Origin of the sequence: Streptococcus pseudopneumoniae ATCC BAA-960 = CCUG 49455 (genome assembly GCF_002087075.1) — a bacterium.
Taxonomy (GTDB): Bacteria; Bacillota; Bacilli; order Lactobacillales; family Streptococcaceae; genus Streptococcus; species Streptococcus pseudopneumoniae.
Map to the genome: position 1 here is coordinate 1 of NZ_MWSM01000042.1, position 12533 is coordinate 12533.

Annotated in this window: 16 protein-coding genes and 1 pseudogene; 4 read left to right on the top strand and 13 right to left on the bottom strand. The window is 37.7% G+C overall.

Going from position 1 to position 12533, the window contains the following annotated elements; genetic code table 11:
- Positions 1-238: 238 nt before the first annotated feature.
- Positions 239-531, top strand: a pseudogene (locus B4W83_RS09275) (hypothetical protein); the annotation flags it as partial.
- Between the two features lie 206 nt (positions 532-737).
- Here the strand turns inward: B4W83_RS09275 and rlmD are convergent.
- Entirely contained in the window at positions 738-2093 is a 1356-nt protein-coding gene (gene rlmD, locus B4W83_RS09285) for a 23S rRNA (uracil(1939)-C(5))-methyltransferase RlmD (protein WP_001049497.1), read from the bottom strand.
- A 56-nt stretch (positions 2094-2149) separates the two neighbouring features.
- On the opposite strand from rlmD, the gene B4W83_RS09290 reads away from it, so the two are divergent.
- The 3 genes from B4W83_RS09290 (at position 2150) to ntdP (ending at position 4334) form a co-directional block, all read left to right on the top strand.
- Complete coding sequence (locus tag B4W83_RS09290; protein ID WP_001086336.1) at positions 2150-2926, top strand: aminoglycoside 3'-phosphotransferase; 777 nt, start codon at positions 2150-2152, stop codon at positions 2924-2926.
- A 9-nt stretch (positions 2927-2935) separates the two neighbouring features.
- Positions 2936-3712: a recombination regulator RecX gene (recX, locus tag B4W83_RS09295; protein ID WP_000705109.1), complete on the top strand. Its 777-nt coding sequence runs from the start codon at positions 2936-2938 to the stop codon at positions 3710-3712.
- 88 nt (positions 3713-3800) lie between these two features.
- Positions 3801-4334, top strand: coding sequence for a nucleoside tri-diphosphate phosphatase (ntdP, locus tag B4W83_RS09300; protein ID WP_000775321.1), 534 nt, complete (start codon positions 3801-3803; stop codon positions 4332-4334).
- 346 nt (positions 4335-4680) lie between these two features.
- Here ntdP and B4W83_RS12525 read toward each other — a convergent pair whose 3' ends face one another.
- The 12 genes from B4W83_RS12525 to B4W83_RS09360 all read right to left on the bottom strand — a co-directional run bounded on the left by B4W83_RS12525 (position 4681) and on the right by B4W83_RS09360 (position 12398).
- Complete coding sequence (locus B4W83_RS12525) at positions 4681-4809, bottom strand: hypothetical protein (RefSeq protein WP_303620870.1); 129 nt, start codon at positions 4807-4809, stop codon at positions 4681-4683.
- A 56-nt stretch (positions 4810-4865) separates the two neighbouring features.
- Positions 4866-5204, bottom strand: a complete 339-nt coding sequence (locus B4W83_RS12530) for an Rgg family transcriptional regulator (protein ID WP_033607083.1) — start codon at positions 5202-5204, stop codon at positions 4866-4868.
- A gap of 8 nt (positions 5205-5212) precedes the next feature.
- Positions 5213-5551, bottom strand: coding sequence for a helix-turn-helix domain-containing protein (locus tag B4W83_RS09310; protein WP_007284801.1), 339 nt, complete (start codon positions 5549-5551; stop codon positions 5213-5215).
- A 12-nt stretch (positions 5552-5563) separates the two neighbouring features.
- Positions 5564-6337: a class I SAM-dependent methyltransferase gene (locus B4W83_RS09315; protein ID WP_000566044.1), complete on the bottom strand. Its 774-nt coding sequence runs from the start codon at positions 6335-6337 to the stop codon at positions 5564-5566.
- Between the two features lie 445 nt (positions 6338-6782).
- The gene (locus B4W83_RS09320) at positions 6783-7538 is read right to left on the bottom strand and encodes an epoxyqueuosine reductase QueH (RefSeq protein ID WP_000567552.1); all 756 of its coding nucleotides are present in this window, start codon (positions 7536-7538) and stop codon (positions 6783-6785) included.
- A gap of 137 nt (positions 7539-7675) precedes the next feature.
- Entirely contained in the window at positions 7676-9298 is a 1623-nt protein-coding gene (gene groL, locus B4W83_RS09325) for a chaperonin GroEL (RefSeq protein WP_000031558.1), read from the bottom strand.
- 15 nt (positions 9299-9313) lie between these two features.
- Positions 9314-9598, bottom strand: a complete 285-nt coding sequence (gene groES, locus B4W83_RS09330) for a co-chaperone GroES (RefSeq protein WP_000917328.1) — start codon at positions 9596-9598, stop codon at positions 9314-9316.
- Between the two features lie 269 nt (positions 9599-9867).
- Positions 9868-10263 (bottom strand): single-stranded DNA-binding protein, encoded by a 396-nt coding sequence (locus B4W83_RS09340; RefSeq protein ID WP_000282463.1) that lies wholly within the window; start codon positions 10261-10263, stop codon positions 9868-9870.
- A 77-nt stretch (positions 10264-10340) separates the two neighbouring features.
- Complete coding sequence (locus B4W83_RS09345) at positions 10341-11102, bottom strand: SDR family NAD(P)-dependent oxidoreductase (RefSeq protein WP_001107794.1); 762 nt, start codon at positions 11100-11102, stop codon at positions 10341-10343.
- A gap of 41 nt (positions 11103-11143) precedes the next feature.
- Complete coding sequence (gene ytpR / locus B4W83_RS09350) at positions 11144-11770, bottom strand: YtpR family tRNA-binding protein (RefSeq protein ID WP_000578281.1); 627 nt, start codon at positions 11768-11770, stop codon at positions 11144-11146.
- Between the two features lie 14 nt (positions 11771-11784).
- Positions 11785-12102, bottom strand: coding sequence for a thioredoxin family protein (locus tag B4W83_RS09355; RefSeq protein ID WP_000615778.1), 318 nt, complete (start codon positions 12100-12102; stop codon positions 11785-11787).
- Positions 12099-12398, bottom strand: a complete 300-nt coding sequence (locus tag B4W83_RS09360) for a DUF4651 domain-containing protein (protein ID WP_007284809.1) — start codon at positions 12396-12398, stop codon at positions 12099-12101. Before B4W83_RS09360 ends, B4W83_RS09355 begins: the two co-directional genes overlap by 4 nt.
- Between the last annotated feature and the right edge of the window lie 135 nt (positions 12399-12533).

Genomic DNA, 12533 nt, shown 5'->3' on the forward strand with positions numbered 1-12533 from the left:
CTTGAACTTGAAATTTGGCTCGAATGTAATAATGTCTTTAGTAAATTGAACGTGAAAATGTCCCATTTGATAAAATAGTCGTATGAAAAGGATCCAACTGAATATGAATGAAACGAAAAAATATCTTGTGATAAAAGCTATAGACCAAGGAAAGAAAACAAAGAATCGAGCCTGTGTCGAACTGAACCTTTCTAAAAGACAAAGCAATCATCTGCTACTAGCCTATCAACAGAAAGGAAAAGAAGTCTACTTCAGCAGAAAGACAAAAGCATTCGTTATAAAAGAAGTTGACGGTGACATCTACCTCAATATCGCTGACAAGATCTATCACACAAAGGAGCTACTAGTTCATGAACTCTATTCGAAAAACTTTGAATCAGAACCAGAACAAAAAAAGAAAGACGCAAGTATGTCCCTCCACAAACCCATCCGTGGAAACTCACATCTTTCAAACAATATCTTCAGAAAAATAAAAAGGATTATGAAGAGTTTACTAGTGAGGAGCTTCATTCTCCTCAGCTACAAGTATAATCTATTTCTCGCTAAATGGGAAGCTGTTCCTTAAAGGAAATCACTCTATCCCTTACATTTAGGAGAGAGAAAGTAAGGAGTCTAAGACAAGCATTTCATTTGACAAAACAGCTTCAAGGGTTCCTCGTATCAAATAAAATCAAAATAATTGCCCTCAATCTCACCATTTTTTTGGGACATCATCACTTTCGATTGACAATTCTTTTTTAAAATTTTTTAATTAATTTTACAACTGCTTCCGTTCGAGCTGTATGTGGGAACATATCGACCGACTGGATATAATGAAGATCATAGACTTCTACTAAGCGTACCAAATCACGAGCCAAGGTCGAAACATTACAAGAAATATAGACCATTTTTTCTGGTACATAAGTAAGAATAGTATCTAATAACTTATCATCCAGACCTGTACGTGGTGGGTCAACAATCAAAGCATCTGCTCGGTAGCCTTCCTTGTACCAACGAGGAATAATCTCTTCTGCCGTTCCAGCTTCATAATGAGTATTGTCAAATCCCATTCTTTTAGCATTTCGCTTGGCATCTTCAATAGCTTCTGGAATAATATCCATACCTCTGAGTGTTTTTACTTTCTTTGCAAAGGCAAAACCAATTGTTCCAACTCCACAATAAGCGTCAATCAAATGGTCTTCTTTACTAACATCCAGCGCTTTTACTGCCTCGCTATAAAGGACTTCTGTTTGTTCAGGATTTAGTTGATAGAAAGCTCGAGGGGATAGTGAAAATTCATAATCGAGTACACCTTCTTGAATACTCTCTTGCCCCCAGATAATCTCTGTCTTTTCACCATATATCTCACTGGTTTTAGCTGTATTTGTATTAACAGCTACTGTCACAACTTCTGGGAAATCTTTAACCAACTCTTTTACCAATTGGGTTAAATTAAGCTGGCGGTTTGTAACAATAATAATCTGAACCTGTCCGGTCTTTCTCGCGCGTCGGACCATAATAGTACGGACACCTAGAACTTTTCTCTCATCCGTGATTGGAATCTGGTGATAAGTAAGTAATTCTGCTAAGCGATTAGCAATCACTTGGGTTTCCTTATCTTGTACCAGGCAGTCTTTCAACTCTACTAAATAGTGAGAGTTTTGTGCATATAAGCCCGCCTTGACCTGATTTTTAAATTTTCGAGTCTGAAATTGTAACTTAGCTCTGTAATATTTTGGTTCCTGCATTCCAATAGTTGGACGAATTTCATAATTTTCATATCCTGCAGGAGCAAATTTTTTCAGCGCTTGATGAAGCAAGTCCGTCTTGAACTCCAGCTGCTTATCATAATGCAGGTGCATGATTTGGCAGCCTCCGCACTCATTATAAATAGTACAAGCTGGCACAACGCGGAATTTAGACTTCTTGTTGACCTTTAATAATTTCGCTTCAACAAAGTTGCGTTTAATAGAAGTAATCTGACAGTAGATATCTTCTCCTTTGAGAGCTCCAGGTACAAAGACTAATGTTTTTTGATAAAAGCCAATTCCCTCACCATTAATTCCCATACGCTTGATTTTTAATGGTATTTTTTGTTTTATTTTTAGATTCATAGGTCTATTATACCATGGAGTTTCTAAGATATTTAAGAATATGTTACAATAAAAGCATGAATTCAAAAACACCTCGCTTTAGTATACTAGATTTCCCTGAACAATTACGAAGCTATATCAAGGGAGCTAATCTCTCTGATAGTTCTTCTCATTCAAGTGCAACTGTCCTATATATAGATTCAGGTTACTATTTAAAAATAGATCAAAAAGGTAGATTAGCTCAAGAAGCTAAGATTGCAAGTTGGTTCGAAACTGAAGGATTGGGAACTCCAGTGATTACCTATTTATCAGCAAAAAAGGACTTCCTTCTGACCAAAGAAGCCATTGGCAGAAATGCTCTCGATTTTTTAAATCAACCCGAAAAACTCTGTCAAACCCTAGCTCAAGCATTAAACAAACTTCACAGTCTTAAACCACAATCTTTTCCGTCGGAAAATCATCTGAAGCGTTATAAAGAAAAAGCCTTAAAAAACTATCAGAAGGGGACTTTTTATAACAAGACTCTTCTGCCCCAATTTCATATTCACAGTCGTGAAGAAGCTTACCAACTGATACAAGAGAAAGGTTACATCCTCAAAGATGATGCTTTTATTCATGGAGATGCCTGCCTGCCAAATTTCATCTTGAAGGATGCCTCGCATTTTTCTTGCTTTATTGACTTGGGATTGGCTGGTTTTAGTGACCGACATATCGACCTCTTTTGGGCAATTTGGTCCCTTCATTACAACCTACAAGATGCTACGTATGCTGAATTATTTCTCGACTATTACGGTAGAGAATATGTAGATATGGATAAACTCCGACTTGTTGCAGCTTTCGAAGCATTTAGATGAAAGGAAATTATGAAAATCACAAAACTTGAAAAGAAAAAAAGACTCTATCTGATGGAGCTTGATAATGGCGACAAATGCTATATCACCGAAGACACAATTGTTCGTTTTATGTTATCGAGAGATAAGGTGATAAGCCAAGAGGAATTGAAAGAGATTCAGGACTTTGCTCAATTTTCTTATGGTAAGAATCTGGCTCTCTACCATTTATCCTTTAAAGCACGCACTGAAAAAGAGGTCAGAGAATATCTAAAAAAATACGATATTGATGAAAACATCGTTTCTCAAGTCATTGCTAATCTTAAAGAAGATAAGTGGATCAATGATAGCCAATACGCTTATGCTAGCATCAATGCTAATCAACTGTCAGGAGACAAGGGTCCTTATGTGCTGACTCAGAAACTAGCTCAAAAAGGGATTTCAAAATCTACTATAGAAGAGAACTTGAAAGAATTTGATTTTTCTGAAGTTGCTCAACGTGTAGCTAATAAACTATTGAAAAAATATGAGGGAAAACTTCCAGCTCGTGCCCTGCAAGATAAGATTATCCAGAGCTTGACTAACAAGGGCTTCTCTTATTCTGATGCTAAAATTGCCTTTGACGACTTAGATAGCCAAATTGACCAAGAAACGACTCAAGAACTCATCTTCAAGGAACTTGATAAGCAATATACTAAGTATGCTCGAAAGTATGAAGGATACGAACTGAAGCAGCGTTTAACTCAAGTTTTAGCACGAAAGGGCTACGATTTTTCGGATATAGCAAGCGCTCTTAGAGAATATCTTTAATATTTCCAAGTGAAATTCACAGATTTTAGGTAATTTTATGGTACAATAGTAAATGATAAACTTATAAATTGTAGAAAGTTGGTTAGTTATGAAGCTTCCAAAAGAAGGCGACTTTATTACAATTCAAAGTTATAAGCATGATGGGAGTCTCCACCGAACTTGGCGGGACACCATGGTACTAAAAACAACAGAAAACGCCATTATTGGTGTCAACGATCATACACTTGTTACCGAAAGTGATGGTCGTCGTTGGGTCACTCGAGAACCGGCTATTGTTTACTTTCACAAGAAATATTGGTTTAATATCATTGCCATGATTCGTGATAATGGAACTTCTTACTATTGCAATATGGCTAGCCCCTACTATCTGGATGAAGAAGCACTGAAGTATATTGATTACGATTTGGATGTTAAAATTTTTACAGATGGGGAAAAACGTCTCTTGGACGTTGAAGAGTACGAGCGTCACAAACGCAAAATGAATTATTCTGATGATTTGGACTATATTTTAAAAGAACATGTCAAAATTCTTGTTGATTGGATTAACAATGGACGTGGTCCTTTCTCAGAAGCCTATGTAAACATTTGGTACAAGCGCTATGTAGAACTAAAGAATCGGTAAAGTTGTCAAAGGTCAGGAACAAAATCCTGACCTTGTTTTTTTGGTAGTATAAAATAAATTGTGTAAAAACAAAAAGGAATAAATCCATTATAGCAGAGTTACAACACCTTACTAGAAAGAGATTTATGCAGAATTCGTAAAATATATAAAACAAATAGATATACTGTTATTTTTTAATGTCTCTGTTCCTTGTAAGTTTACAACAAACTTATATCGTTTAATACAAAAAATACGAAGATGATTAGTATAAAAAATACAGGTCAACTTCGTATTTTTTTATTTCCACATAGCATCAATCACTTGGTACAACATTTTAAAAACAATATCTCGACAGAGAAAATGGTATTTAATCTACCAGCTCATTTAATCGTTTTTGAAAATATAAAGCAATACTTTTAGATTCAATAAACTCAAAATATTTTATGACATCGTTCATTTGTTTAATTCCAGATTCTTTAGATTCAGTCAGATATATTTTATATCCTTTTACAAATTTGAATGTAGATTTTTCAAAAACTTTTGTGTCATCTTTTAATAGTCATCTTTTAATAATTTTTTTAATTTCATTTCAAAGTAGTCTGCATATATTAGATGTGAATTTTCAAGGCAACAGAACCAAAAATTTAAACAAGCTGACACAACTAAATTTCTATTCTTGCCGATTTTTTCGTAATAATGTGTACGCTCTAGTATTTCTTTTCCGACCATGTAAATATAATCTATTTCAAAAAGATGATATAAATTACCAATCAGCGTTATCTCATAGGACTCCCATCGTTCCTTCTGGAATAAATAGTCATACACTAAATTTAGATCATCTCTACTAACTACATGATTACAATCTATCTGATTTAATAATCCCTGAACCATAATTGTATTTATTTTATGAGTTTTTCCCCACTCTTCTCAAAAAGTTTTTGTTGCTCATTTTTTATTTCCTCCAACCCTTTAGTATTCAAACTATAAAAGTTCGGAGATAAATTAACCAAAAAATCATCACGCTCCGATCTTTTATAATGTTCTAGGTAATTACAAAAATTCTCTATCGAAACATTGATATTTGATAATAATTCAAAAAACGTTGAAAGAGAAATTTCATTTTCTCCCCTTTCAAATCTAGAAAGTTGAGATTTTGATATAGAATCAGCTGCAGCATACTCTAAAGAATATCCGTTTAATTTTCTAAAATATCGAAAAGCTTCTCCGTAATTTTTCACACTTTCATTCCCTTAACTTTCTTTTCGAGCGATAAACATACCATATTCTTTAGGAATGATCAACATACCATTATTAAACTCACTTTCCAATCTTTTACGTATTATTTCCTCTTCTAGTGAACCTATTTCTGAAATTCCTTTAAACGATTGGATGTATTTAACTAGGTCATCTATACTAGTTACCTGTAACTCATCATCATAGAGTAATGTATCGACAGAGTTAAAACACCTACTCAGGTACCTTTTACCATTTTGTAAAGTAAACGTTTTATTTTCTAAATCTTGATTAACCTCATCTTTAAATAAATTTGCCAAATAATTTACAACTCCATTTTCACCAAATGTAGCACAGTAAAAAATGCCTTCGGTTTTTAAGACCCTATTCACTTCAGAGAGAGCTTTAGGAATATCATTCACATGATGTAGAAGCATATTAGCAATAACAATATCAAAAGTTTCATTCTCAAAAGAAATCTTTTGAATATCCATTATCTCATAGTTGACATTGTCTCTATTTCCAATCACTGACTTCGTTGATTTTACCATATCTTTAGAAAAATCTGTAACAATCAACTGCTTCATTTTATCTATAGAATCACTATTGCTTTTCCACAGTTCTCCTGTACCACATCCTAATTCTAGAACCTTTACTTCATCAGTGATTTGGTAGTTAGAAAATATCCAATTATTAAATCCCAATTTATTTTTTGAATACTTCTTATGCAATTCTACTCGAATATCAAGATTATCATGACTTTTATATTGTTCAATTACTTTATCAATCATTTTAAATGCCCTCCACTCTATAATTTGACATTATATCACAAGAATAAAGATAGTGTTAAATAAGTTGTATAAATGCAAAAAAGGAATATTCCGTTACAGCAAAGTTGTAACACATTTCTATAAAGAAATTTATTCCTACGACTCAGTTTGGCATGCTTAACTTCCTAACTCAAAAACAAAGCATCGATTAATTTATCCGTTCTTCTTTTGAAACAGATTTGAACTGATAATTGCTCGTTTTAATTTAAGAAGCTCTTTTGAGCAAAACTTCATTTTTTTAAGAGTCCAACAATTTCTGTCTATCGCTTTTCTACTAGCAAAAAACCTACCTTGAGGCAAGTTTTCATTTATATATCTAATTTCGTAATAGTATAGTAAAATGAAATAAGGACAGTCAAATCGATTTCTAACAATGTTTTAGAAGTAAAGGTGTACTATTCTAGTTTCAATCTACTATAAATTTGATATGAGAATAGTCTTTCTCAACATCCTTATCCAACAAGAATGCTGTGGCGTCCTTCTTAACTTGAACCAGGTCAATATTCTGGGCTTGGGCTGCATAGACGCAGCCACAATAACATTGACGATAGATATCATACTCCTCACACATCTCTACTGAACGTTTGTAGCCTTGATTTTTCTTGAAATCGCTGGGAAGATAGTGGGTCGTGTAAATTTTTTGCACATCGATTCCGATGCTATTGATGGTTTGAGAATTCTTATGAGGACTGATAGTCAAAGCTGAACCAAAGTAGTCAAAGCCCAAGTCCATAGCCACTTGCGCTGTTTTATCAAGTCGGTAGTCAAAATAAACCTTGCAACGGTCGCCACCTTCGGGCTCCTCCTCTAGTCCCCTAACTAGTTTTCGGTATTCATTGGGTTCGTAGGGAGCTTCTAGGTACTGAACCGTATTTCCTGTCCGCTCATTAAAATCACTAACAAGTTTCTTGGTGACATAGACCCGCTTATGGTATTCTACCTTGGGATGGATATTAGAATTGGCAAAATAGATGGTCACATCTGCATACTTGGTCAAATATTCTAGTGTATAGGTACTACAAGGAGCACAGCAAACATGCACGAGAATGGTTGGCCGCTGCTCATTTTTCTCCCATGCTTGTACCATTTTCTGCATGACACGGTCATAATTAATCTTCTGATTGGGGGTCATCTTGCACAGAATTTCTTCTACATCGATCATGTTCTTCTCCTTTTTCTAGTCTTATTTTATCATATAAGTTAGGAGAGCTCAAATCAATTTAGAAGTGAATATTATAAAAAGAAGGGTTAGTCATTCCCTCCTTTTGTGTTTTTTATAAGTTGTTTTCTATAGAAAGCTTACATCATCCCGCCCATCATACTTGGATCCATTGCTGGAGCTGGGGCTACTGGTTCTGGTTTATTGGCTACGACTGCTTCTGTTGTCAAAATCAAGCTGGCTACAGATGCTGCATTTTGTAGGGCTGAACGACTCACTTTAACTGGATCAATGATACCTTGATCAATCATGTTAACCCACTCGCCAGTTGCTGCGTTGAATCCTATACCAAGCTCAGCATTTTTCAAACGATCGATAACGATTGAACCTTCAAATCCTGCATTGTGGGCGATTTGACGAACAGGTTCTTCCAAAGCACGGAGAACAATATTGCGTCCTGTTGCTTCGTCTCCTGTCAATTCCAAATCAGCCACGGCTGGGATAACATTTACAAGGGCTGTTCCACCACCTGCAACGATTCCTTCTTCAACAGCTGCACGAGTAGCGTTGAGGGCATCTTCAATGCGGAGTTTCATTTCTTTCAACTCAGTTTCAGTTGCAGCGCCGACCTTAATAACCGCTACACCACCTGACAATTTCGCCAAGCGTTCTTGTAATTTTTCACGGTCAAACTCAGAAGTTGTGGTTTCGATTTGAGACTTGATAACTGCAACACGGTGAGAAATCGCTTCAGGATTTCCCGCACCTTCTACGATAACAGTGCTATCTTTGTCCACAGTTACTCTCGCTGCTTGACCAAGAGCTTCAATTGTCGCATCTTTCAACTCAAGACCTAGGTCTTCTGTGATAACTGTTCCGCCTGTTAAGATGGCAATGTCCTCAAGCATGGCTTTGCGACGGTCACCAAAACCAGGTGCCTTAACTGCTACTACGTTAAAGGTTCCACGAATCTTGTTCAAGACAAGAGTTGGAAGAGCTTCGCCATCCACATCATCTGCAATAATCAAGAGTGGACGATTGCTTTGGAGAATACTTTCGAGGAGTGGCAAGATTTCTTGGATATTGGAAATCTTCTTATCGGTAATCAAGATGTACGGATTTTCAAGGTCAGCCACCATTTTTTCGCTATCTGTCACCATATACTGTGAAAGATAACCACGGTCAAACTGCATACCTTCTACAACTTCAAGTTCTGTTTCCATACCACGTGACTCTTCGATAGTGATGACACCGTCTTTGCCAACTTTTTCCATGGCTTCAGAAATGTACTCACCGACTTTTTCAGAACGAGAAGATACGGCAGCAACCTGAGCGATAGCTTCTTTGTTGGCAACAGGGATGGCGTTGTTTTTCAAAGCTTCAACCGCTGCGGCAACTGCTGCTTCAATCCCACGACGAATGCCGATTGGATTGGCACCTGCTGTGACGTTTTTGATTCCTTCGCGAACGATTGCTTGGGTCAAAACAGTTGCAGTTGTAGTTCCATCACCTGCGATATCATTGGTTTTTGAAGCTACTTCTGATACCAATTTGGCACCCATATTTTCAAAATGGTCTTCTAATTCAATTTCTTTGGCAATAGTCACACCGTCATTGGTGATGAGTGGTGAACCAAATGATTTTTCCAACACAACGTTACGACCTTTTGGTCCCAAGGTTACTTTAACAGTGTCTGCAAGGATATCGACACCACGAACCATAGCTGAACGAGCATCTGATGAAAATTTAATTTCTTTTGACATACTTACTTTCTCCTTCTATTCTTCAATGATTGCCAAGATGTTAGCTTCGCCTACGATGATGTACTTTTCATCGCCATCTTTGACATCAAGACCTGCGTGGGCTTCAACTAAGACACGGTCTCCAGGCTTAACGCTTGGAGCTACCAAGTCACCGTTCAAGGTACGAACACCTTGTCCAGTAGCTACAACTTGGGCTGTTTTTGTTTTTTCTTGGGCTGAGCCTGCAAGGACAAAGCCTCCAACAGTTTGTTCTTTTTCTTCGATTTTCAAGACCACACGGTCTCCTAATGGTTTCAACATCTGTTTTCCTCCATAATGAGATAGATAGTATTAGCACTCTTTATATCTGAGTGCTAATTCATAGTTCTATTGTATCACTTGGTCAGAAATAGTCAAGAAAAAAGTCTGACTTTCTCAAGATAAAAAGCCTGAGACCAACTCAGACTTTTTAATGTTTATACTCAATGAAAATCAAAGAGCAAACTAGGAAGCTAGCCGCAGGCTGCTCAAAGCATTGCTTTGAGGTTGTGGATAAAGCTAACGTGGTTTGAAGAGATTTTCGAAGAGTATTAAAATGGCAATTCTTCCTCTTCCAAAACCAAATCCGCCAAGTCTTGGCCTGCATTATTTTCACGCATGGCACGTTGGGCGCGACTTTCCAAAAGTTGGAATCCTGTGACAAGTACTTCGGTCACATAGTTCATTTGACCATTTTTCTCAAAGCGACGGGTACGCAATTCTCCATCCACTGAAATGAGACTTCCTTTAGTTGCGTAGCTGGCCAAGCTTTCTGCTAGTCTGCCCCAAAGAACCAAATTGACAAAGTCAGCTTCGCGCTCCCCATTTTGATCTTTGTAACGACGGTTCACAGCGATAGTTGCTCGCGCTACTGACTTGTCATTATTGGTTTTGTGCAATTCTGGTGTAGACGTCAAGCGTCCAATCATGATAACTTTATTATACATATTTTCTTCCTCCTACTTATCTATTCGTAGGAAATCAAAAAAAGTTACAGAAATTTGTAACTTTTCGAGGAATTTTTTTATTTTTTATGAACCATGAAACCTGTCGCTTGTTGATTTGCCATAATGGTCATATCTGTAATCTGCACACGACGAGGTTGACTGGTCACATAGACTACTGTGTCTGCGATGTCTGGTGCCTGCAAGGCTTCGATTCCCTGATAAACCGTCGCAGCTCGTTCTTTATCACCGTGAAAACGCACTGTAGAAAAATCTGTTTCAACAATTCCAGGCTGAATGGTCGTCACCTTGATATCCGTTGCGATGGTATCAATTCGCAGTCCATCCGAAAAGGTCTTAACCGCAGCCTTGGTAGCTGAGTAAACAGCGGCACCAGCATAGGCATAAATTCCTGCGGTTGACCCCATATTGATGATATGTCCTTGATTGGCTTTTACCATTGCTGGCAAGAAAGAGCGAGTGACTGCCATTAAACCTTTGACATTGGTATCCAGCATGGTCAACATATCCAACTCTTCATAGTCCTGATAGGGTGCCAAGCCAAGAGCTAGTCCAGCGTTATTGACCAATATATCAATCTGACCTATCGTTTCTAGAATATCGGAGCAGACAGTCTTGACCATGGCCATATCCGTCACATCTAGTGAAAAAGTCCAAACTGTTTGATTTGGATAGATTGCTGAAAACTCCGACTTAAGAGTTTCTAATCTGTCTGTCCGTCGTCCAGTTAGAACGACATTCTCACCCTGCTCCAGATAAGCACGCGCAATTGCTTCACCAATACCTGATGTCGCTCCTGTAATCACTACATTTTTTGCCATCTTATTTCCTTCTATCTGGTCTATCAGATACTAACAACTTCTTAGGCAGTCCAGTGTTTAGCTGGGTCGAATGGTGTTCCGACAACTTGGTCTTCTGATAATTCAAGCACCCCACGTTTTTGTGGAGCATTTGGCAGATGCAATTCACGAGGACTGCACATCATGCCAAAACTCTTTTCACCACGAAGTTCGCCTGGGAAAATAAGATTGCCTTTTGGCATCATAGCTCCAGGAAGAGCTACAATTGTTTTCAATCCAACACGCGCATTGGGAGCCCCTGCAACAATTTGTACTGTCTTATCACTTGCGACTGCAACTTGGCAGATGTTGAGGTGGTCACTATCTGGATGAGCTACCATCTCGACAATTTCACCAACAACAAACTTAGGTTCCTTGTCATTAACAATTTCCTCTGCAAAACCTTCCGCCTGCAATTCTTGGTTCAAACGAGCTACTTGCTCATCTGACAAAAAGACTTGACCGCGCTCTGCAATTTCAAACAAACTTGAAACTTCGAAAATATTCCACGCCACTGTTTCCCCATTATCTTTTAGAAAAACATGGGCTACCTTACCTTTGCGCTCCACATCTAGTTTGGCATCTCCGCTATTTTTCACGATGACCATAAGGACATCACCGACATGTTCTTTATTATATGTAAAAATCATTGTTTCTATTTCTCCTATTTCAGTCCTGCTAAAAAGTCGTTAATTTGTTGCTTGCTTTTACGGTCGCGATTAACAAAACGACCGATTTCCTTGTCCTTTTCTAGAACAACAAGGCTAGGAATTCCGTAAACATCCCAAAGTTTGGCCAAATCCATATACTGGTCTCGGTCCACACGAATAAAGGTGAACTCTGGATTAGTTTTCTCAATTTCTGGTAAGGCAGGATAGATATAACGACAATCGCCACACCAGTCCGCCACAAAAAGAAAGACCTTCTTGCCATCTTTTTCTACTAAGGATGCTAATTCTTCTAAACTTGCTGGTTGTATCATAAGACTTCCTCCTCATAGACTAGGTCTTCATTTTCATAGACAAAGGTATAATGACGCCCATCCTCAAAAATCACGCCACCAACCAAGCTCTCTAGACCGCTTTCGTAAACTTGAACATAGAGGGTCGCAATTTCTCCCATGTCTGAAAAATGGTCTCGCACAATCGCTGTCAACTCTTCCTGAGTCTTCCTGAGCTTATGGTCATCTGCAACTTTTTTCGTAGCAAGGGCAAGGCTCCCAATACCAAGCAGAGCCAGACCTGCCATCCACATTTTTTTAGCTTTCATACCATTCATTTTAACACAAAAAAGGCTTTAGGACAAATGAGGAAGCAGCAGAAAAGCAAGTAAAAAGCCTCTTCCTTAAAGGAAAAGGACTTCTTATACTCAATGAAAATCAAAGAGCAAACTGGGAAGCTAGCCGCAGGTTGC